This is a genomic window from Variovorax sp. Soil_C_12, from assembly GCF_057657375.1.
In genome coordinates this window covers 1-22,156 of the sequence record NZ_JBDGIO010000005.1, presented here as the reverse complement: position 1 = coordinate 22,156, position 22,156 = coordinate 1, and the positions used below count along the sequence as shown (strand labels likewise).

The following is a 22,156-nucleotide window of genomic DNA, read 5'->3' as shown; positions in this document are numbered from 1 at the left end:
CGCCATGGCCCTCGCCTCGCTGGACCGCCCCGGCCCGCGGACCGCGCTGCTGCTGCAGCTGGTCCCGCTGGCGCTCGCGGCCGGCTGCATCGGCGACAGCCGGCTGCCCTACGCCGATGCGCCGCGCGCCCAGGTGCTGCGCGGACAGGCGCTGCTGGCCCACTACCAGTGCGGCAGCTGCCACGCCATCCCCGAGGTGCCGGCGGCCCGCGGCACCGCCGGGCCTGCGCTCGCGGGCTTCGGCCGGCGCAGCTACATCGCGGGAGAGGTGCCGAATCGCCCCGACACGCTGGCGCGCTGGATCGCCCAGCCGACGGCGCTGGTGCCCGACACGCTCATGCCCGCCATGGGCGTCTCGGCCGACGAAGCGCGCGACATGGCCGCGTACCTGCTGGCGCTCGAATGAGCGGCGCCTACGCACAGTCGGCCTTGCAGGCGGCGGGACCGGTGGCAGAGACGCTGCTGGGCGTGACCGGCGTGCTGGTCGCCGGTGCGGCGCTGATCTTCGCGGGCGTGATGGCACTGCTCGTGCTCGCCGTTCGCAGGCGCCTGGCGCGGGTGAACGCGCGCTGGTGGGTGCTCGGCGGCGGCCTTGCCTTCCCGGGCGCGGTGCTTGCCGCCCTCTTCGTCTACAGCGAATGGCACAAGCCGCCCTGGCGGGTGGCGCCGCCCAAGGACGCACTGATCGTCGCCGTGACCGGCCACATGTGGTGGTGGGCGCTGCGCTATCGCGATCCGGCCACGGGCCTGGAGGTCGCGGGCGCGAACGAGCTGCGCATCCCGGTGGGCCGGCCGGTCTACTTCGCGCTCGCCAGTGCCGACGTCATCCACAGCTTCTGGGTGCCGGCGCTCGGCGGCAAGATGGACATGGTGCCGGGCCGCCTGCAGCACCTGCAGCTGCAGGCCGATCGCCCCGGCACCTGGCGCGGCGCCTGCGCCGAGTACTGCGGCGACCAGCATGCGCGCATGGCGCTGCATGTGTTGGCCGAGCCGCCTGCCGCCTTCGATGCCTGGCTTGCCGCTCAGGCCGCGCCCGCCGCGCCGCCGGCCACGGCTGCGCTCGAACGCGGGCGCGACGCCTTCCTTGCGCACCGCTGCAATGCCTGCCACACGGTGCGCGGCGTCAGCGAAGAGAGCCGCCTGGGCCCGGACCTCACGCATGTGGGCAGTCGCCTGTTCCTCGGCGCCGGCCTCATGCCCAACGATGCCGATGGCCTCGCGCGCTGGGTGGCGCACACGCAGCAGCTCAAGCCCGGTGCACGCATGCCGTCCTCGCACGAGCGCATCGACGAAGCCAGCCTGCAGGCCATCGCCGCCTGGCTGGCCCAGCTGAAATGAGCGAACTGCCCTCCGCCCTGCCCCGGCCCGCGGGCGAGCGCGAGGCGCTGCAGCGCGCCTGGGAGCCTCCCCAAGGCTGGCGTGCGCTCTCGGCCGTCAACAACACCCGCATCGGCGTGTACTACATCGCGACTGCGATGCTCTTCTTCGTGCTGGCCGGCGTTCTCGCGCTGCTCATGCGCGCGCAGCTGGCCCTGCCCGACAACACGCTGGTCGAGCCGCGCACCTACAACCAGCTCTTCACCATGCACGGCACGGTGATGATGTTCCTGTTCGCGGTGCCGATCGTGGAGGCGGTGGCGGTGTACCTGCTGCCCGGCATGCTGGGCGCGCGCGACCTGCCTTTTCCGTGGCTGTCCGCCTATGCCTTCTGGGCCTATGCGATCGGCGGGCTGGTCTTCTTCTGCACGCTCTTCTTCGGCCAGGCGCCCGACGGCGGCTGGTTCATGTACCCGCCCCTCACCGGCAAGGAGTTCTCGCCGGGGCGCGGCGCGGACTGGTGGCTGCTGGGCATCGGCTTCATCGAGATCTCGGCCATCGCGGGCGCGATCGAACTCATCATCGGCATCCTGTTCACGCGCGCGCCGGGCATGACGCTGATGCGCATGCCGGTCTTCGCCTGGGCCATGCTGGTGACGGCGCTGATGATCGTGTTCGCCTTCCCGGCGGTGATCGCGGCGACCACGCTGCTCGAGCTGGAGCGCGCCTTCGACTGGCCCTTCTTCATCGCCGGGCGCGGCGGCGATCCGCTGCTGTGGCAGCACCTGTTCTGGTTCTTCGGGCATCCGGAGGTCTACATCATCTTCCTGCCGGCCGCGGGCATGGTCTCGATGATGATTCCCGCGCTCGCGGGCACCCCGCTGGTGGCCTACCGCGGCATCGTGGCAGCGCTCGCCGGCGTCGGGCTCGTGAGCTTCGCGCTGTGGATCCACCATATGTTCGCGGCGGGCCTGGGGGACGTCTCGATGACGGTGGTGTCGGCGGCCAGCTTCCTGGTCGCGCTTCCCAGCGGCGTGCAGGTGTTCGCGTGGATCGCGACGCTCTGGCGCGGCGAGGTGCGACTCAACGCGCCGACGCTGTTCCTGCTGGGCTTCCATTTCATCTTCGTTCTGGGCGGGCTGACCGGCGTGATGGTGGCCGTGCTGCCCTTCGACTGGCAGGCGCACGACAGCTACTTCATCGTCGCCCATCTGCACTACGTGCTGATCGGCGGCATGGTGTTTCCGCTGTTCGCGGGCTTCTACTACTGGGCGCCGGTCTTCAACGGCCACCGGCTGTCGGAGCGCTGGGGGCGCTGGGCCTTCGGGCTGATGTTCGGCGGCTTCAACCTGGCCTTCTTCCCGATGCATGTCTCGGGCCTGCTGGGCATGCCGCGGCGCATCCACAGCTACCCGGGCGATCTGGGCTGGAACGCGCTCAACCTGTTGTCCACGCTCGGCGCCTTCGTGCTGGCCGCGGGCGTGCTGCTGTTCATCGTCGATGCCGCGCGTGTGCTGCGCCGGCCGCAGAAGGACCACGGCAACCCCTGGCAGGCCGGCACGCTCGAATGGCTGCCGCAGCGCGAATATGGCGTGCGCAGCATTCCCCAGCTTGCCTCGCGCGAGCCGCTGTGGGAGCAGCCGTCGCTGCCGCGCGAGGTGGAGGACGGGCGGCACTGGCTGCCCGGCACTGCCTTCGGCGGCCGCGAGACGCTCATCACCAGCATCGCCGGCGCACGCCCCTTGCACCTGCTGCGCCTGCCCACCGACGGCTGGTGGCCGCTGTTGGCGGCTGCCGGGACAGCGGGCTTCTTCCTGCTCCTGACGGTGGAGCTGGCGGTGGCCGCCTTCGCCTTCGGGCTGGTCGCGATCGGGGCGGTGCTGCGCTGGCTGTGGGCCTCCGACCAGCCGCCGCCGCGTCCGCGCGCCGAGGTCGCGCAGGGCGTGCAACTGCCCGTGGGCAGCCGCCGCATCACCGACTCGCATTCGTGGTGGGCCATGCTCATCCTGGTCGTGGTGGACATGACGGTCTTCGCGTCTTTCGCGTATGCGCATGTGCATGTCGCGATGGCGGCCGATACCTGCCCCCCGCCCGGTGCCGCGCTGCCGCCGCTGCGCTGGCCCTGGGCCTCGGCGGCCCTGCTCGCGGCCGGCTCGCTGCTGATGGCGACGGCACCGCGGCGCCTGCGCGGCGCCGAGGCGCGCGGCCAGCGGGGGCTGCGCGTGCAGGTGATGCTCGCCATGCTGTGCGCGGCCGGCGCCTTCGGCATCGATCTCTTCGCGCAGGCGCAGGCCGGCCTGAACCCGCAGGCCCAAGCCTGGAGCGCCACCGTCGCCATGCTGCTCGCCTACCAGGGGCTGCATGTCGCCGTGCTGCTGCTGATGGGCGGCTACCTGCTGGCACGCTCTTTGGCCGGCCGTCTGCAGCCGCAGGCGCGCGCCACGCTCGACAACACGCTGCCGATGTGGCATTGCGCCAGCGTGCAGGGTGTGACGGGACTCCTGCTCGTGCAGGCACTGCCACGGCTGCTGGGCTGAAGCACGATCGCCTTCGCGCCGGCGCAGATGCGGCGTCCGCAGCCCCGCACGGGGCCTGCGTGGCTCGTGGGAGGGCTCAGCCCTCGATACCTGCCAGCAGGTCCTGCGACTCGTCGTCGAAGCCCGCCACCGGCTGCGCCTTGGCCAACGCCATCCAGACGCTGAAAGGCATCCGCGGCAGCGCGCGATGCACGGCCGCGCGCGCCACCACCAGCCGCTCGCCCTGCGCGACCAGCACGCCGCACTCGGCCGGGATCTCTTCCGGCTCGGCGATCGCCCGGCCCCTGGCATCGCAGCCCAGCACGTACCAGCACTCGCCGCCGAGGTCGAGGTAGGCGGCGCGCTTGTCGGGCTTGCGCAGGTCGCCGAGCAGGTCGGCGCGGTTGACCTTCACCTCGTGGACGATGGGCTGCGCATAGGCCTCGACGCTCGTGTTGCGGATCGAGAACACATCCGGCCGAGCGACGCACCAGCGGGGCTTGTCGCCCTCGTTCGCGCCGGGCAGGCGCGCGCGCAGGCTCAGCCCGCGCCAGGCGACGCGGCCGGCGCGCGTCATCGCGCGCGCCACCTGCTCGACCAGCGCTTCGTGCCGCGAGAGTGCGGCGCGGTTGACGACCAGGTTGCCCGCGATGTGCGCGATGCCGGCATCGCTCACGCGCAGCGTCTCATGGCCCTGCGGCCAGCGCACGCGCTCCAGCAGGCCGGCGGCGAGCAGTTCGACCTCGATCGCGTCGCAGCAGGGCCAGCCGGCCGAGCGGTACACCTCGCGCAGGCGCCGCGCATGCAGACGGCCCAGGGCCGAAGCGCCGGGCGGCGGGTCGGCCACCGGCGGTGGCGTGCCGGGCTCGGTCATGGGCGGGTCGATGGCCGGCGGATCGCCCTCGGGCTGGGGTGAAGGCGCCTGCGGCGGTGAAGGCGGCACCGGGAGGTCGGGGGCCGGGGGCGGCGGGCCGATGGGTGTGCCGGCGTGCTGCGGGGCGAATGCGTTCATCGCGCTAGGGTAGCGAAAAGTGCTTGGCTCGGCGATGCCGTGGGCGGGTGTTGCGCGCAGCGTGGCCCGCGATGGCATCGAGGTTTGCGGAAACAATTGCCCGAGTGCGGGGAAGGTGCTTTGGTAGAAGTATTTCCAGCGGTCGAGTGAAGGGTGGATAGCACGGCTAATCACGATTTCTTGTCGGCGGACACATTGGTGAATTGAAATGCTCATTACCTTGGCCGCCGAGATGCACTCTCCCCGATGAGCGCGACGTGATCTTGCGCACTCGCCCTGTCGCCCCGCTAGGCCCTTGCGGGCATGCGCTCACACCCTGCAGGGCGGTGCCGGCGACGACACCCTGCATGGCGGCGCGGGCAACGACATCCTGGCCGGAGGCCGCTACGACACCTGGAACGGCTACTACGACGGCTGGGGCAATGACACCTACCAGTTCGGCCGAGGCGACGGTCAGGACCGCATCCTCGACAAGGACACCAGCGCTGGCAACCTCGACAAGATCGTGTTCAAGCCGGGCATCTCGGAGGCCGATGTGCAGGCCGTGCGGGCGGGCGATCACCTGCTGCTGAAGATCCTCGGCACCAATGACCAGATCCAGATCGACAGCTACTTCACCGCCGACGCCGCAGGCGGCTGGGCGGTCGAGGAAATCCGCTTCAGCGATGCGCCCGAGGTCGTGTGGAACGTGGAGGCCGTCAAGGCCAAGGCGCTGAACGGAGGCGCAGGCAACGACACCCTCACGGGCTATGCCAGCGCGGACACCCTCAGCGGCGGCGAAGGCAATGACGCGATGTCGGGGCGCGACGGCAACGATCGTCTCAACGCCGGCGCGGGCGATGACAGCCTTGCCGGCGATGGCGGCAGCGACACGCTCCACGGGGATGCGGGCAACGACATCCTGCAGGGCGGAACCGGCGACGACACCCTGCACGGCGGCGCGGGCAACGACATCCTGGCCGGCGGCCGCTACGACACCTGGGACGGCAACTACGATGGCTCGGGCAACGACACCTACCAGTTCGGGCGTGGCGATGGGCAAGACCGGATCGTCGACGTGGACACGACGCCAGGCAATACCGATGTGGTGGCATTCGGCCCGAATGTCTCGATGGACCAGCTCTGGTTCCGCCAATCCGGCAACGACCTGGAGTTGAGCATCATCGGCACCAACGACAAGCTCACCCTCAACAACTGGTACGCGGGCAGCACCTACCACGTCGAGGAGTTCAGAACCAGCGATGGCCATGTGCTGATCGATACCCAGGTGCAGAACCTGGTGCAGGCCATGGCCAGCTTCGCGCCCCCGCCGCCCGGCCAGACGACCCTGACGCCGAACTACCAGGACAGCCTGGCACCGCTGCTCGCCACCAGCTGGAAATAGCCACCAAGCGGCGTCCGGCGGAGCGCTCCCCCCCCTTCGAGGGAGGGCGCTTCTTCCCTCGCGCTCGCGCTACCGGCTTCGCCTGGCGCTGCGCATCCAGCGGCTGCCCGGCACCCAGCCATGTTCGCCCCGCAAATACGCATTGCGATCCGAGCGGCGCAGGTAGATAGTCCGCGCCATGAATGCCCGATGCAAGGTACACAGCTTCGGCTCGATGACTCCGCTCGTTACCCGGCTCTGCTGGATGCTGTTGCTCGCGCTCGCCTCGGCGCTGCAGCTTGTGGTCCTGCCCGCTCACGCCCAGGACCGCCCCCCGGAAAAGCGCATCGCCCTGGTGGTCGGTAACAGCCAATACCCCAAGGTCCCCCTCGACAACCCCGTGAACGACGCGCGCCTGATCGCCGGCAACCTGCGCAAGCTGGGCTTCGACGTCAACCTGCAGCTCAACGTCGGCGTGCTGCAGTTCAGGCGGGCGCTGCGCGAATTCGCGCGCATGGTCCAGCAGGACGATGCCATCGCGGTGCTGTACTACGCGGGCCACGGCGTGCAGATCGACGGGCGCAACTACCTGCTGCCGGTGGACATCAACCTGCGCGACCAGGAGGAGGTGAAGGACGAGTCGGTCGACATCGAGGAGCTGTTCCTCAGCAAGATCGACAAGGTGGGCTCCTACCCCCGCATCGTGATCCTCGACGCCTGCCGCGACAACCCGTTCGCGGCGAAGACGCGCAATGTCCGCTCCGCCGGCGGACTGGCCGAGATGGGCGCGCGCGGCACGCTGATCGCCTTTGCCTCGGCGCCCGGCGCGCCGGCCGAGGACGGCCCGGCCGGCCGCAACAGCATCTACACCCGCAACCTGGCCGACGAAATCATGGTTCCCGGCCTGGAAGTCGAGCAGATGTTCAAGAACGTGCGCGTGCGGGTGCTGAACGACACACGACAGCGCCAGCTGCCTTGGGTGAACACCTCGCTGACCTCCAACTTCAGCTTCAACCCGACGGCCCGGCGGCCGGCGACCGAGAACCCGGCGGCCGCATCCGCGCCGCCGTCCGGCACGCCGGCTGCGCCCTCGGCGCAGGCCCAAGCGCCGGCACAGGCACCCGCGCCCGCGGGCCGCGATGCCAGGCCGAAGGACATCGACAGTTTGCTCGCGCAGGCGCGGCGCGAGAGCGATACCCAGGTCGCGGCAGCACCGTCCTCGGCAGCGCCACCGCCGACGGTGCAGCCCCCGGCGGCGGCGCCCGCGGTGGTGCAGCCCGCGCCGCGGCCATCGCCGTCGGCCCCGCCGCAGACGCAGACGCAGACGCAGTCGCCGTCGCAGGCGCCCGTGGCAGCCCTGACGCCGTCCCCGCCCCCGCCGACGCCCTCCCCCGCGCAGCCCTCCTCCGCATCGCGCAAGTTCCTCGACCGCAACGAGCTGCAGCAGCTCCTCGTCGGCAAGACCCACACCCTGAAGGAGACTGCGGCCGGCAGCCTGATTCGCTTCGACCTGCGCGACGGCGGCAGGGTCTTCTTCAACAGCCAGAGCGTCACCAGCGTCTCGGTCAACGGCTCGGGCCGCTGGGAGCTGAAGGACGACGGCGCCCTGTGCGCGAAGTTCAACCCGGCGCCGCCGAGCCGGCTCTCCGATGCGCGCAACCCCGACGACGGCTGCTGGTACTTCTACCGCGAGGGCGAGAAGCTCATGCGCAGCTCCAGCCTGGAGCCGCAGGCACGGCCCCAGGCCGAGGTCGTCCGGATCCAGTGAGCGGGCGCCTCATCGAAGTCCGCGAAGCATCGAGCAGTTGGACCGGGTGCTGGACCGGATCGCGGACCAGGCCGAGACCAACACCTCGGTAGTGAAGGCGCAGGTGGTGCGCAGGCGCCCGCCGCCGCTCGGCTTCGCGGCCGCGCGCTGAAGGCCTCCGAACTCAGGGCTTGTCCGCAGCCGGGAGGATCCGGCAGTTCGCGGCCTGCGCGCTCATGTCGTCCACGCCGGAGAGCGACAGGTGCCAGCCGAGCGGGAAATGCACGTTCTTGGGCAGCAGGTCGACGGCCGTCACCGGCTCGACGGTCGCGGCTGCGGCCTTGCCGCGCATCGCGATGCGGGCCTGCAGGATGGCATCGGCCTCGCGCGCCTCGGCCAGGCGGCCGGCGGCGCCCACCCCGCTGGTGTTGATGACGGCCAGCAGCGGCCCGATCAGGTCCAGGTACGGCACCTTGCCCTCGGCGCACAGGGGCCGCGCGGGCTGGTAGCGCTTGCCGATGGGCGTGGTGCAGGCGTTGTCGACGATCGGGATCACGTCCGCACGGCTGGGCCGGGTGATCTCGCCGCAGCGTTCCTGGGTGGCGGCGCCGGGGTCGGACTCGTTGCGGATCATCAGCACGCGGGGCACCAGGTTCTCGCGCAGCCAGGTGCGCTGGACCTCCGGCAGCTTCCCGCATTCGGTCATCGGCGCATCGGCCTTGACTTCGCGCGCCGCCAGGCAGGTGACGAAGGCACGCACCAGGTCCGTGGTCGACTGCGCACCGCCGTTGTCGAAGTAGCCGCCGTCCGCCAGGTGCCCGCAGATCTTGATCTCTGCGTCCGGGCCTTTCTTGCCGGACGCCGCGGCGCCGCGGCGGTCGCACAGGTCGGCCGGCGTCTTCAGGCCGCCGATGGCGTTCACGTAGGGAAAGCGCGCCGCGTTGTGCGCGGCGGCGCCCAGCGGCATGTCCGCGCCCACCAGGCCCAGCTGGTCCTTGCTGCCGGGGAAGTCGGCCGGCGACACGACCAGCTCGGTCGCGATGGCGCGCTCGCCGGTTTCCACCCAGGTGGCATTCAGCAGCAGGTACGGCACATGCCTGCTGCCGTTCGCGCCGCCGGTGTCGAGGCTGCGCAGTTCGCGCATGCCCCGGCGCAGCCGCGGCGCGCCCACCTCCATCGACTGCTCGAACCAGGCGCCGCGCGACATGAAGCCGCAGCCCGGCGTGGCGCACAGGCCGCTGGGCACCAGGCGGCCCAGCAGGTCCTCGAACATCCAGGAGGACAGGAGCGGCGACAGCAGGTCCGTCTGCGCGAAGCGCCGGATGCAGGCCTCGCGCTCCTTGGCCTGCGTGCCCGCGCTGCAGGCGCGGTAGACGGCCGCTCCCACGGCCCCGCCGGACACGCCCGAGATCGCGAAGGTGCGCTGCGCGAAGCCCGGGTCCTCCGCCTCGAGCCGATGCAGCGCGAAGGCGGTCCACATCGCGGCGCGGATGCCGCCGCCCTCGCTCGACACGAAGTACACGTCCCACCCGCCCGTGGCCCGAGGATGCGCCGGCAGCTGCGGCGCGCACGCGCTCTTGTCGTCGGGTGCATGGCAGATCGTGCGAAGCCAGCCGGCCAGCGCGGCCTCGAGCGGCACCGCAGGGGCGGCAGCCTGTGCCGAGGGCGGCGGTGTCTGCGGCCGCCGCGCCGTGGCGAAATAGTTGCCCACCACCATGATGGCGATCGTCAGCGCCGGCACCACGAGCATCAGGGGCCAGTAGACCTTCAGCGACGCGCCGCTGCCGGGATGCCGCACCCGCTCCATCGCCCAGCGGTAGGCCACCACGATGACGACGCCGAGCACCGCGCTGCAGGCCAGCATCCGCATGCCGCCCCAGGCGCTGTACTCGCCCTCCAGCGGGCCCGACCAGACGATGTGGTTGTCGGTGAGGCCGGCCAGGCCGAGCACGCCGACCCAGACGAACAGCACCAGCACCCAGGGCACGGCGCCATGGACCTCCAGCAGCGAGAGCCAGCCGAAGAAGCAGAGCCAGAAGGTGAGCGACAGCAGGATGACCGGGAAGGCCATCGAGGGGAAGTAGTCGCCGGTGCGGCCCGGCAGCACGTCGACCCAGCGGCAGAAGAAGACGAAACCGAGCGCCACCATCGGCAGCAGGTAGGGCGTGATCCTGCCGAAGAAGTGGTATTTGAGGTCGGCGGGACGCGCGCCCTGGGCAGCGCTCGCGTGCGCCGTGGCGTCCATCAGGCCGGCGCGCGTGCTCCACTCCTTCCAGTCGATGCAGTCGTAATAGCCGCCGGTCGAGGCGCGTTCGCCGCGCCGCCAGATGAAGCGGCCGCCCACGAACACGGCCAGCACCGCGAAGGCCACCACGCCCACGCTCGGCAGCAGGCAGGCGAGCCAGCCGGCGCCGGCGCCGGCATGCGTGCCCGTGCCGGTCTGGGCCTTGGCGAGGTCCTGCAGCACATTGCCGCACAGCAGCACCACCAGCAGCACCGGCACCAGGGCGAGCACGCGGGCCCAGTCGCGGGCGAAGACGTCCTCGTGCCGGTTCCCGTCGTGCGCAGGCTCGAAGCCGACGACGGCGGGACGCTGGCCCGCCGAGCGCAGATGGCAGACGCTGCGCGTCCACAGCCAGCAGGCGAACACCAGCAGCGCCAGCCCGAAGATGGAAAGGCCGAAGACCATGCCCGATCCGCACAGCAGCCACAGCACGCCGGACCAGTCGATCGGCGTGCCCGGCACGGGCGCCGGCGCGCCGCCCCAGTCGACCTGGATCATCGTGAAGAAGCGAGGCACGAAGGAAGCCGTGGAGGCGATGACGTCGCGCGACTGGTCCATGACCACCGTGAGCCCGGCCAGCAGCGCCAGCGCGGCCAGCACATAGCGGCTGCGCACCAGGCAGTCGAAGATGGCGGCGCGCAGGTCGGCGCGCCGCAGGGCACGCTCGGGGTTGCCGGCCACGCCGACGTGCGTCGAGAGCACGACCCCGAAGAGCCAGCAGATCCCGCCCGCGGCCAGCACGACGAGGACGGCGACGATCAGCCAGGACTTCGAGTGGTGCGCCGCGCAGCCGACCCGCCCGCGCCAGCTCGCGCCGTCGACGCCCGCGCAGGCCTGCGTCCAGAAGAGCATCCCTGCCAGCAGCGACACGAGAAGGAGCAGGCCGACCACCAGGGCCCCGCGGTGCGCAGGAATCTTCCAGTCCTCGAGGGCCGCCAGGCCCAGCACCCCGGCCACGCCCATGCCGAGCGCGATGGACCCCATCAGCACGCCCCAGCCGCCCGTGCGCGACACCCCCGCCAGGTTCTCCAGCAGGTCGACGGCCACCAGCATCAGCACGGGCACCCAGAACACGGCGAACCAGCGTCGCCCTGCGGGCGTCGGCCGGCCGGTGTCGTTGTCCAGCGCCTCGGCCAGGACCCGGCCGGTCTTGAGGAAGAACGCCGCGTAGATCGGGACGAAGGCGATGCTGTCGAGCGCCATGTAGAGCCTGGCGAGCCAGAGGACCTGGCAGTGGCGCCACAGTTCCAGCAGCGCCGCCGACGGGCCCGCGGCACCCTCGTCGGCCCAGCCCATGAAGTCCTCCACGCCCCAGCCCGTGCGGACGTAGAGCATGGAGCGCAGCAGCAGCATGATCATCCCGGCGCTGACCAGGGCCACGCCCAGGATGCGCGCACTGCCGAAGACGAAGGCCAGGCCCTCGCCCACCCTGCGCGCACGCACGTCGACGAAGCCTGGAACATGCGCGCGAAGCCGGTCGATCGTTCCCGCCACTGCACCGCTCATCTCGCACCTCGCTGTTTTGGCGGATTCTGAGCGCAAAGCCCTGGGGCTGGAATCCTTCGATCAAGGGAGGCGGCACGTTCATGCACCAGGGTCGGACCGGGCCATGCGTCGACGGCCATGCGAGAGAATGCATCACCAATCCGCCGCCCGGCCTCGAACGACAAGGAGCGCATTCACGTGCCTGAACGATCCCCTTCCGCCCCCCGCACCGGCCGCCCTGCGGCACGCGCGGACGAGCCTGCGCCGATCGCGGAAGGCGGCCCCACGCGGCGGCGCCTGCGGCGCGAGCGCACGGACCTGCTGGAGACCCGCATCCTCGACGCAGCCGTCGAGGAGTTCGCGGAGCATGGCTTCGCCGGCGCGCGCATCGAGCGCGTCAGCGCCGCGGCCGGTACGGTGGACCGCATGCTGTACTACTACTACGGCAACAAGGAGCGCCTCTACCAGGCGGTGCTGGCGAAGATCTACGAGGACATGATCGGCGCACAGCGCGAGTTCGTGACGCCCGAGGATCCGGTGGAGGGCATGCGCCAGCTGGTGCAGCACTCGTGGGACCACTACCTCTCGCATCCGAACCTGGTGCGGCTGCTGATGAACGAGAACCTGCTGCGCGGCAAGCACATCCGCCAGGCGCCGCAGGTGGTGGAGCGCACCACGCTGCCGCTGGTGCAGACGGTCGCGACCCTGCTGGAGAGCGGGCAGGCGCGGGGCGTGTTCCGCCGCGACCTGTCGTCCGAGCATGTGCTCATGACCATCATGTCGCTCGGCTTCTTCTATCTCTCGAACCAGTACACCTGCGCCACCTGGATCGGCGCGGACCTGATGAGCCCGCGGCGGCGCGCGGCCTGGCGCGCGCACATCGGCGATGTGGTGCTTGGCATGCTCGCGGTGCGCGACGAGGCGGCCGACACGGCCGGGCCGCAGGCCGCGACCAAGCCGCGTCGCAAGGCGGCCGTCAAGAAGAATTGATCAAGCCGGGCCCGCCAGTGCGGCCCACTGCTCGCGCACGAAGCACGCGATCGCCGCGTTCTGGCCGATCAGCGAGAAGCGCGCGTTGTGCGCGTAGTCGGGCAGGTTGATCATCTCGGTGGTGATCCAGCGCAGCGGCGAGTCTTCGTGAGTGCGGTGGTAGGCCAGCACCTTGCGCACCACCTCGCGCGTGCAGGCCAGCGCACCCGCGTCCCACGGCGAATGCCACTCGCCGGGCGCCGGCTCGGTGAAGGGATAAAGGATGCCGCGGCCCGGCTCGCCCTTGGCGTACGGGAAGATCGAATGCTCGGGCACGGCCGCGACCGCCTCTCCCGAATCGCCCAGCGACCAGGCGTTGCGCGGGCCGTTCGGCGCCACGCTGCGCACCTGCAGCCAGCGCACGATGCCCATGTCGAGCCATTGGTCGACGAAGTTGCCGGGCTGGAAGGGGTCGAGCACCGCGCGGCCCGAAGCGACGTCTTCCGTCAGTCCGCAGATCGCCAGTTCCTGCGCGTTGCCGATCTTGAAGATCCCATGGCTGTAGTCCAGCGTGAAGTGGAAGGGAACGCCGCGCCGGCGCACGGCCTCGGCCACCGGCGCGACGCGCCGCGGGTCCTCGCTCCACATGTTGACGTGCAGCTCGAAGGCCGGCTCGACGCCGCGGGCCATGCCCTCGTCGTAGGCGCGCAGGTAGAAGTCCGCCACCTCGTCGTTGCCGATGGGCCGGCCCGTCGCATCGTGCCAGTGCAGCATGATGTTGTGGGTGCGGGCGCCGACCTCGGCGGCCAGGCGCAGCTTCTCGGACAGAAGCGCCTCGTCGCGCCCGAGCGCATAGAACCAGCTCGCGGTGTGCACCGGCAGGCCGAAGCGCTCGATGCAGCGCAGATAGGTATCGACCTGGCCGGGCATCGGCAGGCGGTCGAAGCAGTCGAAGGCGCCGCTCTCGCGCACCAGGCGGAACTGCTCCTCGATGGGCGGCTCGGCCAGCGACACCGGCCGCTCCAGCGAAGAGGCCTGCGCGCCGCGGCCGTTGCAGCCGATGGGCGGAAGCGTCGAGCTCATGCCGCGCTCACGAAGGATTGCGCAGCTTGCGGATCTGCTCCTCGGCCGGCTGCAGCTTTGCGCCGTCGAGGTAGGTGCCCGAGGGCATCACGCCCTTGCCGTCCTTCACCGCGGTGCGGCCGACGAAGATGCCGAGCGTCGACTGGTTGTCCTGCGGCCGGAACACCACCGGGCCGAAGGGCGAGTCGAACTGCAGGCCCTTGAAGGCCGCGATCAGCTTCTCGGTGTCGGTCGAGCCGGCCTTCTGAATGCCCGCGGCGATCGCCTTCACCGTGGCGTAGCCCACCACCGAGTTCAGGCGCGGATAGTCGTTGTACTTCTTCTGGTAGGCGGCCAGGAAGGCCTTGTGCTCGGGCGTGTCGATGCTGGCGTAGGGATAGCCGGTGACGATCCAGTTGGCGGGCGCATCGTCCTTCAGCGGGTCGAGGTACTCGGGTTCACCCGTCAGCAGGCTCACCACCTCGCGCCCCTCGAACAGGCCGCGGGTCTTGCCCTCGCGCGCGAGCTTGGTCAGGTCGCTGCCGAACATCACGTTGAAGATCGCATCGGGCTTGGCATCGGCCAGCGCCTGCACCACGGCGCCGGCGTCGATCTTGCCGAGCGGCGGCGACTGCTCGGCCACGAACTCGACGTCGGGCTGCGCCTTCTTCATGTTCTCCTTGAAGGCCGCCACCGCGGCCTGGCCGTACTCGTAGTTGGGGTAGACCAGCGCCCAGCGCTTCTTCTTCAGCTTGACGGCCTCGCTGATCACCGAGGCGGAGAGCGCATAGGTGCCGGAGCGCAGGCGGTAGGTGTAGCGGTTGCCGTTGTCCCACACCACCTTGTCGCTCAGGGGGCCCGAGGCGAGGAAGAAGGTCTTCTTCTGCTTGGCGAAGTCGGTCAGCGCCAGCCCGACGTGCGAGAGCGTCACGCCCGAGAGAATGTCGACCTTCTCGCGCGCGAGCAGCTCCTCGGCCATGCGCACCGCGTCGCCGGGATTGCCGTTGTCGTCGCGGAACACGGTCTCCAGCTTGCGGCCGCCCAGCACGCCGCCCGCGGCATTGACTTCTTCCTGCGCCAGCAGCCAGCCCTGCTTGTAGGGCACGAGGTTTTGCGGCAGGGCCTTGTAGCTGTTGATCTCGCCGATCTTGATCGTGCCCTGCGCGGCGGCGTGCGCGCCCACGAGGCAGAGGCTGGCCGCCAGCAGGCGGGCGGACGTGGAAAGCGTGAGGGTCATGGCGGAGTCCTTTCTGGCGGATGGGCTGGAAGCGGAAGGGAAGCAGGCTCAGCCGTTGCCGGCGGCCATCTCCTCGACGATGCGTCGCATCTTGATGGACGAGCCGTCGAGGCCGAGGTTGATGCGGTGCCACTGGCGCGGCTTGTCCTCGTTGCGCTGGATCGCCTCGAGCATGCGCTTGTCCTCCTGGAAGGCCATGCGCAGGTTGCTGCGCAGGCGCTCGTCGATCGTCGGGTCGGCCGGCGAGTTCTTCAGGCACAGCCAGTGCTGGATGCAGCTGCGCTGGTCGATGGGCGTGATGAAGTGGCAGGCGTACATCTGGATGCAGTCGTCCCGGTTGCCCTCGGGCGCACCGGTGCCGGTGCGGGCGGAGCCGAAGTCGATCACCGCGATGCTGGGCGCGTGGTAGTGGTAGTAGTGCCAGCGGTCCACATTGCCCCCGAAGTCCTTGAGGCCTTCGAAGATCGGGATCAGCGGGCCGTCGATCACCCAGCGCCAGGTCACGACCTTGTTGCCCTGGCGCTCGTGCTGCACGCGCGTCTCCTCGCGGCCGGCGCTCGCCAGGGTGGTCTGGTGTACGTAGACCACGTGGGTCGGGTCGCAGAGGTTGTCCGCCAGGCTCAGGTAGTTGGCCTGCACGAGCAGCGCGTCGCCCTCGACCACGCTGTAGGCGGGGTCGTCGTACTGCGGCAGGCGGAACACCTGGCTGCGGTCGGCCTTCTCGGCATCGCCCATCCACACCCAGGCCATGCCCATGCTTTCGGCCGTGGGAAAGCTGCGCACGCGAAAACTCTCCGGCACGCGCGGCATGCCCGGCGCATGCACGCAGCGGCCGCTGCAGTCGAAGGTGAGCCCGTGGTAACCACACTGGATGGCATTGCCCTGGAGCCGGCCGATGGTCAGCGGCGCCAGCCGGTGCGGGCAGGCGTCCTCGAGTGCGGCGACGGCGCCCTCCTCCGTGCGGTAGACCGCGAGGTCCTCCTCGAGCACGCGGCGCGCGACGATCTCGCGTCCGATGTCCCGCGACCAGGCGAGCGGGTACCAGGCGTTGTAGGCGTAGGCGGTCATGGACTTTCCTCGTGGTGGGGCGGCGGCTTGCACGACGCGGGGCGTTGCAGAAAGCGTGCCGTCAGTTAAGTAAGCAACTTCTACAAATTAATGTAGAGGATACTTAATTTCGGTGCTTTTGTTCCCCGGGTTTGCACCGGGAAGCGGCACCGCACCTCCCGAGTGCCAAGCGGCCGGCCAAACATCAATCGCCCATGTCAGCGACGTGTCAGGCCGCTTCCGAGCGTCATGAGTTCGGCGACGGTGCGCCGAAGCCACGCATTCCCGGGATCGGAATGGAAGCGCTCGTGCCAGTGTTGCTTGACGTCGTACTTCGGAAGCGCGTGCGGCATCGCCAGGATTCGTATGGCTTCGCGGCGCTTCATCACCGTCGCATAGTGAGACGGAACGGTGGCGAGCAGCTCCGTTTCCGCCACGATGCTCGCCACCCCGAGGAAGCTCGGCATGCGCAGTGCGATGCGGCGCGTGACCTTGGCCCGTGCCAGCAGCTTGTCCACGATGGAATGGCCGGTGCCCGATGCCGTGACGGCGACGTGCTGCTCGCGGTCGAAGGCTGCCTTCGTCAGACGGCGGCCGATGCGCGGATGCGCAGCCGCCGCCACGCAGACGAAGCTCTGGGAAAAAAGAACCTGCTGGTAGAAGCCCGCTTCCAGCTGCGGCATGAAACCGACCGCGAGATCGACGTCCCCGTCCTCGAGTCGCCGGGGGCTCTCGGGCGAAATCTTCTCGACTTCGATGGCCACGCGCGGCGCGGCGAGCCGCAGGTGGTTCATCAAGGGCGGCACCAGCACGATCTCGCTGATGTCCGTCATGCAGATCCGGAACGTCCGCTCGGCTTGGGCCGGCACGAAGGTGCTGCGTCCCGTTCGCGCTTTCTCCAGTCCCTCCCGCACCTCCCGCACCTCCCGCAGCAGCGGATACAGCGCGTGCGCGCGGGGCGTGGGCAGCATGCCGCGCGGCGTGCGGCTGAACAGCTGGTCGTCGAAGTAGGCCCGCAGCCGGTTCAGCGCTGTGCTCGCGGCACCTTGGGTGATGTCGAGCCGTTCCGCCGCGCGCGACACGTTCGAGGTCTTGTAGACCTCGTCGAAGACCGCCACCCATTCGAGGTCGAGCGATGCCATGGTCCACTCCTAGTCTCTCGTTATCGAAATTTTCGATATCCAGTATCCCGCAAAGCTGTTGATGAAATAGTTCGACAGTCGAAGAATCGCGCTCACCCCGACACCGGCCGCACGTCGCAGCCGGTTGTGCGGGGCGAAGGACAGATCCCATGAGTGCCGTTGCATCCCACACCCCGGCTCCGCCCGATCGCGACGGGCGGCGCGCCTACTACTACGATCGCATCCGCAGGCTCGGCCTGTTCCCCCTATGGGAACAGCTGCACAACCTGGTGCCGCGCGAGCCTGCCTCCCCCTGCATTCCCGCCATCTGGCGCTACGCGGACGTCAAGCCGCTGCTGATGGAGTCGGCCTCGCTCATCACGGCCGAGGAAGCCGTCCGGCGCGTGCTCGTCCTCGAGAATCCCGGCCTGGCAGGCCGCTCGTCGATCACGCAATCGCTGTATGCGGGATTGCAGCTCATCATGCCCGGCGAGGTCGCTCCGTCGCACCGCCACGTGCAGTCGGCGCTGCGCTTCATCGTCGAGGGCAAGGGCGCCTACACCGCGGTCGACGGCGAGCGCACGACGATGTTCCCGGGCGACTTCATCATCACGCCGGCCTGGACCTGGCACGACCACGGGAACGAGGGTGTAGCCGGCCAGGCAGCCGAGCCGGTGATCTGGCTCGACGGTCTCGACGTTCCGCTCGTGCGCTTCTTCGACGCTGGCTTCGCGGAGAACGGCGAGGAGCGCAGCCACCCGGTGACCCGGTCCGAAGGCACCAGCTTTGCCCGCTATGGCCACAACATGGTTCCGGTGCGACACGTCCACCGCTCTGCCAGCTCGCCGATCTTCAGCTATCCCTATGCGCGCAGCCGCGAAGCCCTGGCCGCGCTGCAAAAGCTCGAAGCGCCCGACGCATGGCAAGGCTGGAAGCTGCGCTACGTCCATCCGCTCACCGGCGGCTCGCCGATCCCGACCATCGCGACCTGCCTCCAGCTGCTGCCCAAGGGATTCCGCGGCAAGGGCGCCCGTGCGACCGACGGCGCGGTGTACAGCGTGGTCGAAGGCAGCGGCACCGCCGAGGTCGCGGGCCAGCGCCTGCACTTCGCGCCGAAGGACACCTTCGTCGTTCCCTCCTGGGCCACGCTGCGGCTGGAGGCCGATGAAGACGCGGTGCTCTTCAGCTACTCCGACCGGCCGGTGCAGGAAGCCGTCGCCATCCACCGCGCGCAGTGGCTGGACTCCTGAACCCCGCTCCTTCGCCCTTACATCCAACCATCGAGATCCATGTCCTTCGTGATTCCCCCCTCCTCCATCGTGGGCCTGCCGGTTGCCGGCACCGACGACCTGTTCCCGGTACGCCGCGTCTATTGCGTCGGCCGCAACTACGCCGGCCATGTCCGCGAGATGGGTTTCGACCCCGCTCGCGAGCCGCCCTTCTTCTTCTGCAAGCCCAACGACGACGCCTCGGTGGTGCCGGTGAGGCAGGGGTCCACGGTCGAGCTGCCCTACCCGCCCCTGACCTCCGACTACCACTACGAAGCCGAGCTGGTGGTGGCCATCGGCAAGGGAGGCCGCAACATTGCTGCGGAAGATGCCGCGCAGCACATCTACGGCTATGCCGCGGGCCTGGATATGACGCGCCGGGACCTGCAGATCGCGGCGCGCGACAAGGGCCGGCCCTGGGAAGTGGGCAAGGCATTCGATTTCTCGGCACCGATCGGCCCGCTGAGCTTGCGGGAGGACTCGGGAGCCATCGACCACGCAGCCATCGTGCTGGAGGTCGACGGCCAGGTACGCCAGCAAAGCACGATCGGCCACCTGATCTGGACGGTCGACGAGATCATCTCCAAGCTGTCGGCGTTGTTCGCACTGCAGCCCGGCGACCTGATCTTCACGGGAACACCCGAAGGCATCGGCGCAGTCGTTCCGGGACAGACACTGCAACTGAGCATCGACGGCCTCGCCCCGCTCTCGGTCCGCATCGCATGAGAAAGGACGCAGCCATGCAGCTCTACAGCTACTTCCGCAGTTCCGCCGTCTTCCGCGTGCGCATCGCACTCGGACTCAAAGGCCTGGACTACGACACGATTCCCATCCATCTGCGTCGCGCCGGCGGGGAGCATCTGAGCGCAGAGTTCCGCGCGATGAATCCCGAACAGCTGGTGCCGGTGCTCAAGACCGAGGACGCGCTGCTGACCCAGTCGCTCGCCATCCTCGAGTACCTGGAGGAACGCTTCCCGGCACCCGCGCTGCTGCCGGCGGCAGCGGCCGACCGCGCCTGGGTCCGCGCGCTGGCCGCGTACGTGGCCTGCGAGATCCATCCGCTCAACAACCTGCGCGTGCTCCACTACCTGGAAGGCACGCTCGGTGTTTCCGCGGCGCAGAAGCAGGCCTGGATCGCGCACTGGATCGAGGCGGGCTTCAAGGCGCTGGAGGAACGGCTCGCTCGCGACGGCCACAGCGGCCGTTGCTGCTTCGGCGACGAGCCCGGCTTTGCCGACTGCTGCCTCGTGCCGCAGGTGGCCAACGCACGCCGCTTCGGCATCGCCATGGAGGCCTTTCCCAACATCGTGCGCATCGACGCGCACCTCATGCAGATCGAGGCGTTCCGCAAGGCGGCACCCAACGCACAGGTGGATGCAGAATGACTTCCCGGAACTCCTCCCAGGCACCCGTGTTGGTCGCGGGCGGCGGCATCGGCGGCATGGCCTGCGCCCTGGCCCTGGCCCGCGAAGGCCTGCCCGTGGAGCTTTTCGAGCAGAGCGCCGAGATCGGCGAGATCGGCGCCGGGCTGCAACTCGGCCCCAATGCCTTTGCCGCGCTCGAAGCCCTTGGCGTGGGCGAGCAGATTCGGCGTGCGGCGGTGTTCACCGAACGCATGGTGATGATGGACGCAGTCGACTGCAGCGAGATCGCGTCCATCCCGGTCGGGGCGGATTTTCTTGCGCGCTTCGGCAATCCCTATGCGGTCAGCCACCGCGCTGACCTGCATGCGGCGCTGCATGCCGCCGCCCGCGCCCATCCGCTGGTGCGCATCCATGTCGATACGCGCATTGCGTCGATCGAACGCGTCGAGGGCAGCGCCGAGGTTCGCACCGCCACCGGGCAACGCTTCACCGGTGCGGCACTGGTGGGTTGCGACGGCGTGAAATCGGTGGTGCGCGACCGGCTGGTCGGCGACGTGCCGCGCGTTTCGGGCCACGTGGTGTATCGCGCCGTCGTTCCCGCCGCCGAGATGCCGGAGGATCTGCAGTGGAACGCACCCGTGGTCTGGGCCGGGCCCCATTGCCACCTGGTTCACTACCCGCTGCGCGGCGGCGAGCAATACAACCTCGTCGTCACCTTCCACAGCCGCGAGCCCGAACAATGGGGCGTGACCGAAGGCAGCAAGGACGAGGTGATGTCGTACTTCAGCGGCATCGACGCCCGGCCGCGCCGCCTGCTCGGCCTGCCCCGCAGCTGGCGGCGCTGGAGCACGGCCGATCGCGATCCGGTGGCGCGCTGGAGCGAGGGCCACGCCACGCTGCTCGGCGATGCGGCGCATCCCATGATGCAGTACCTCGCCCAAGGCGCCTGTATGGCGCTGGAGGATGCCGTCACGCTGGGGGCAGCGGCCAGGGAATGCCGCTTGCCGGACGGCGCGGTCGATTGGCCGGCCGCCTTCCGTCGCTATGAATCCGCCCGGGTCGCTCGCGCCGCGCGCGTGGTGCTGTCGGTGCGCGAATTCGGACGCCTCTGCCACGCCACTGGCGTCGAGCGCCTGGTGCGCAACAGCCTCTGGACCGGCCGCAAGCCGCAGCGCTTCTACGACGCGCTCGAATGGATCTACGCCTGGAAGCCTGAAGACTGCCTGACTGCAGCTTGACTGCCTGAACGCCTGCCTCACCCACGACGATACGAGACAAGACCATGAACATCGCCTCCCTCCGCGCACGCCTGATGCGCCCTGCGCTTGTGCTTCTTTCCCTGGCAGTGACGACGGGTGCGTCGGCCCAGGCGCAGGACTATCCGTCCAAGCCGGTCACCATCGTCACGCCTTTCGCGGCCGGCAGCGGCCCCGACGCCGTGCTGCGCCTGGTGACGGACAAGCTGTCCAGACAATGGAAGCAGCGCGTGCTGGTCGACAACCGCCCGGGCGGCGCCGGCTTCATCGCGATCGATGCTGCCAAGCGCGCACCGGCCGACGGCTACACGCTGCTGCAACTCGACAGCGAGCACATGGCCGCGTTGCCCTACCTCTACAAGTCGAAGAACTTCGTCCCGCTCGCGCACTTCGATCCCATCGCCCCCCTCCTGCGGACACCTTTCTTCGTGGCGGTGTCCAGCGATTCGAAGTGGCGCAGCATGGCGGACCTGGTGGCTGCGGCGAAGGCGCAGCCGGGCGTGCTGAGTTACGGATCCTGGGGCGTCGGAAGCCCGGCGCACCTGGGGGCGCAGCAGCTCGAGCTGTTGAGCGGCATACGCATGCAGCACGTACCTTTCCGCGAGGTCTCCCAGCTCTACGCGAGCGTGGGCGCCGGCGATGTGCCGTGGGCCTTCGGCACGCTGCCGTCGAGCCAGGGCATCTACAAGACCGGCAAGCTGCGCTACCTCGCGGTGGCGGCGCCGAAGCGCGTGCCCCAGATGCCCGAGGTGCCGACGGTGGCCGAGGCAGGCGGTCCGCCGAACCTGGATGTGAACGGGTTCGTCGTGCTGGTCGGACCCAAGGGCCTGCCGGCCCCCATTGCCGAGCGCATTCACGCGGATATCGCGACGGCGATCGCCGAGCCCGACATCCGCGCGCGCTTCGACACCTTCGCCTTCGAGGTGCTCGACTGGTCGGCGCCGGAGATCCGCCGGCAGGTCGAACTGCGAGCGGTGCTCTACGAGAACCTGGTGCGCCGGGGCAATATCAGTCTCGATTGAACCCGGCAGCTGCCATGACCATCATCCAGCAAACCGACCTGATCGAGTCGGTTGCCGCCGCGCTCCAGTACATCAGCTACTACCAC

17 protein-coding genes and 1 pseudogene are annotated in these 22,156 nt (G+C 69.7%); 12 read left to right on the top strand and 6 right to left on the bottom strand.

All coding sequences use genetic code 11. The annotated features are described in order from the left end of the window. The first annotated feature begins 4 nt into the window (after positions 1–4). The 3 genes from AC3A6X_RS14775 to AC3A6X_RS14765 are packed head-to-tail and all read left to right on the top strand — an operon-like array spanning position 5 to position 3,854. Positions 5–406, top strand: a complete 402-nt coding sequence (locus tag AC3A6X_RS14775) for a c-type cytochrome (protein ID WP_309969602.1) — start codon at positions 5–7, stop codon at positions 404–406. Beyond that, on the top strand, positions 403–1,338 hold the full coding sequence (locus AC3A6X_RS14770) for a cytochrome c oxidase subunit II (RefSeq protein WP_487842895.1): 936 nt from the start codon (positions 403–405) through the stop codon (positions 1,336–1,338). The genes AC3A6X_RS14775 and AC3A6X_RS14770 overlap by 4 nt, the downstream gene beginning before the upstream one ends. Continuing rightward, a complete protein-coding gene (locus AC3A6X_RS14765) occupies positions 1,335–3,854 on the top strand; it encodes a cbb3-type cytochrome c oxidase subunit I (protein WP_487842894.1) in 2,520 nt (839 codons plus the stop codon). Before AC3A6X_RS14770 ends, AC3A6X_RS14765 begins: the two co-directional genes overlap by 4 nt. A gap of 76 nt (positions 3,855–3,930) precedes the next feature. Here AC3A6X_RS14765 and AC3A6X_RS14760 read toward each other — a convergent pair whose 3' ends face one another. Beyond that, positions 3,931–4,845 carry a hypothetical protein gene (locus AC3A6X_RS14760; RefSeq protein WP_487842893.1) on the bottom strand — a complete coding sequence of 305 codons (915 nt, stop codon included), beginning with the start codon at positions 4,843–4,845 and terminating at the stop codon, positions 3,931–3,933. 295 nt (positions 4,846–5,140) lie between these two features. Between AC3A6X_RS14760 and AC3A6X_RS14755 the strand changes: the two genes are divergently transcribed. The 3 genes and pseudogenes from AC3A6X_RS14755 to AC3A6X_RS14745 all read left to right on the top strand — a co-directional run. After that, complete coding sequence (locus AC3A6X_RS14755; RefSeq protein WP_487842892.1) at positions 5,141–6,229, top strand: calcium-binding protein; 1,089 nt, start codon at positions 5,141–5,143, stop codon at positions 6,227–6,229. A 178-nt stretch (positions 6,230–6,407) separates the two neighbouring features. Continuing rightward, positions 6,408–7,976, top strand: coding sequence for a caspase family protein (locus AC3A6X_RS14750; RefSeq protein WP_487842891.1), 1,569 nt, complete (start codon positions 6,408–6,410; stop codon positions 7,974–7,976). Positions 7,977–7,998: 22 nt separating this feature from the next. Beyond that, a pseudogene (locus AC3A6X_RS14745) lies at positions 7,999–8,127 on the top strand (Lrp/AsnC family transcriptional regulator); the annotation flags it as partial. A 12-nt stretch (positions 8,128–8,139) separates the two neighbouring features. Here AC3A6X_RS14745 and AC3A6X_RS14740 read toward each other — a convergent pair. Then, entirely contained in the window at positions 8,140–11,745 is a 3,606-nt protein-coding gene (locus AC3A6X_RS14740) for a hypothetical protein (RefSeq protein WP_487842890.1), read from the bottom strand. Positions 11,746–11,922: 177 nt separating this feature from the next. Here AC3A6X_RS14740 and AC3A6X_RS14735 point away from each other — a divergent pair, with 177 nt between their 5' ends. Next, a complete protein-coding gene (locus AC3A6X_RS14735; RefSeq protein ID WP_487842889.1) occupies positions 11,923–12,714 on the top strand; it encodes a TetR/AcrR family transcriptional regulator in 792 nt (263 codons plus the stop codon). On the opposite strand, the gene AC3A6X_RS14730 is transcribed toward AC3A6X_RS14735, so the two are convergent. The 4 genes from AC3A6X_RS14730 to AC3A6X_RS14715 form a co-directional block, all read right to left on the bottom strand. Then, positions 12,715–13,776, bottom strand: a complete 1,062-nt coding sequence (locus tag AC3A6X_RS14730; protein WP_487842888.1) for a xylose isomerase — start codon at positions 13,774–13,776, stop codon at positions 12,715–12,717. It lies immediately after the preceding gene. 7 nt (positions 13,777–13,783) lie between these two features. Beyond that, a complete protein-coding gene (locus tag AC3A6X_RS14725; RefSeq protein ID WP_487842887.1) occupies positions 13,784–14,992 on the bottom strand; it encodes an ABC transporter substrate-binding protein in 1,209 nt (402 codons plus the stop codon). Between the two features lie 48 nt (positions 14,993–15,040). After that, on the bottom strand, positions 15,041–16,060 hold the full coding sequence (locus AC3A6X_RS14720; RefSeq protein ID WP_487842886.1) for an aromatic ring-hydroxylating dioxygenase subunit alpha: 1,020 nt from the start codon (positions 16,058–16,060) through the stop codon (positions 15,041–15,043). Between the two features lie 197 nt (positions 16,061–16,257). Next, positions 16,258–17,181, bottom strand: coding sequence for a LysR family transcriptional regulator (locus tag AC3A6X_RS14715; RefSeq protein WP_487842885.1), 924 nt, complete (start codon positions 17,179–17,181; stop codon positions 16,258–16,260). Between the two features lie 149 nt (positions 17,182–17,330). Between AC3A6X_RS14715 and gtdA the strand changes: the two genes are divergently transcribed. The 5 genes from gtdA to AC3A6X_RS14690 are packed head-to-tail and all read left to right on the top strand — an operon-like array spanning position 17,331 to position 22,070. Further along, positions 17,331–18,410: a gentisate 1,2-dioxygenase gene (gene gtdA / locus AC3A6X_RS14710; RefSeq protein ID WP_487842884.1), complete on the top strand. Its 1,080-nt coding sequence runs from the start codon at positions 17,331–17,333 to the stop codon at positions 18,408–18,410. Positions 18,411–18,449: 39 nt separating this feature from the next. After that, on the top strand, positions 18,450–19,154 hold the full coding sequence (locus AC3A6X_RS14705; RefSeq protein WP_487842883.1) for a fumarylacetoacetate hydrolase family protein: 705 nt from the start codon (positions 18,450–18,452) through the stop codon (positions 19,152–19,154). A gap of 14 nt (positions 19,155–19,168) precedes the next feature. Further along, entirely contained in the window at positions 19,169–19,813 is a 645-nt protein-coding gene (maiA, locus tag AC3A6X_RS14700; RefSeq protein ID WP_487842882.1) for a maleylacetoacetate isomerase, read from the top strand. Further along, positions 19,810–21,030, top strand: coding sequence for a 3-hydroxybenzoate 6-monooxygenase (locus AC3A6X_RS14695; protein ID WP_487842881.1), 1,221 nt, complete (start codon positions 19,810–19,812; stop codon positions 21,028–21,030). Before maiA ends, AC3A6X_RS14695 begins: the two co-directional genes overlap by 4 nt. 44 nt (positions 21,031–21,074) lie before the next feature. Further along, positions 21,075–22,070, top strand: a complete 996-nt coding sequence (locus tag AC3A6X_RS14690) for a Bug family tripartite tricarboxylate transporter substrate binding protein (RefSeq protein ID WP_487842880.1) — start codon at positions 21,075–21,077, stop codon at positions 22,068–22,070. Positions 22,071–22,156: the final 86 nt, after the last annotated feature.

Bases quoted from the DNA above. Each gene is read 5' to 3' on its own strand.
- AC3A6X_RS14775 (WP_309969602.1), top strand. From the start codon at position 5: ATGGCCCTCGCCTCGCTGGACCGCCCCGGCCCGCGGACCGCGCTGCTG.
- AC3A6X_RS14770 (WP_487842895.1), top strand. From the start codon at position 403: ATGAGCGGCGCCTACGCACAGTCGGCCTTGCAGGCGGCGGGACCGGTG.
- AC3A6X_RS14765 (WP_487842894.1), top strand. From the start codon at position 1,335: ATGAGCGAACTGCCCTCCGCCCTGCCCCGGCCCGCGGGCGAGCGCGAG.
- AC3A6X_RS14760 (WP_487842893.1), bottom strand. From the start codon at position 4,845: ATGAACGCATTCGCCCCGCAGCACGCCGGCACACCCATCGGCCCGCCG.
- AC3A6X_RS14750 (WP_487842891.1), top strand. From the start codon at position 6,408: ATGAATGCCCGATGCAAGGTACACAGCTTCGGCTCGATGACTCCGCTC.
- AC3A6X_RS14740 (WP_487842890.1), bottom strand. From the start codon at position 11,745: ATGAGCGGTGCAGTGGCGGGAACGATCGACCGGCTTCGCGCGCATGTT.
- AC3A6X_RS14730 (WP_487842888.1), bottom strand. From the start codon at position 13,776: ATGAGCTCGACGCTTCCGCCCATCGGCTGCAACGGCCGCGGCGCGCAG.
- AC3A6X_RS14725 (WP_487842887.1), bottom strand. From the start codon at position 14,992: ATGACCCTCACGCTTTCCACGTCCGCCCGCCTGCTGGCGGCCAGCCTC.
- AC3A6X_RS14720 (WP_487842886.1), bottom strand. From the start codon at position 16,060: ATGACCGCCTACGCCTACAACGCCTGGTACCCGCTCGCCTGGTCGCGG.
- AC3A6X_RS14715 (WP_487842885.1), bottom strand. From the start codon at position 17,181: ATGGCATCGCTCGACCTCGAATGGGTGGCGGTCTTCGACGAGGTCTAC.
- gtdA (WP_487842884.1), top strand. From the start codon at position 17,331: ATGAGTGCCGTTGCATCCCACACCCCGGCTCCGCCCGATCGCGACGGG.
- AC3A6X_RS14705 (WP_487842883.1), top strand. From the start codon at position 18,450: ATGTCCTTCGTGATTCCCCCCTCCTCCATCGTGGGCCTGCCGGTTGCC.
- maiA (WP_487842882.1), top strand. From the start codon at position 19,169: ATGCAGCTCTACAGCTACTTCCGCAGTTCCGCCGTCTTCCGCGTGCGC.
- AC3A6X_RS14695 (WP_487842881.1), top strand. From the start codon at position 19,810: ATGACTTCCCGGAACTCCTCCCAGGCACCCGTGTTGGTCGCGGGCGGC.
- AC3A6X_RS14690 (WP_487842880.1), top strand. From the start codon at position 21,075: ATGAACATCGCCTCCCTCCGCGCACGCCTGATGCGCCCTGCGCTTGTG.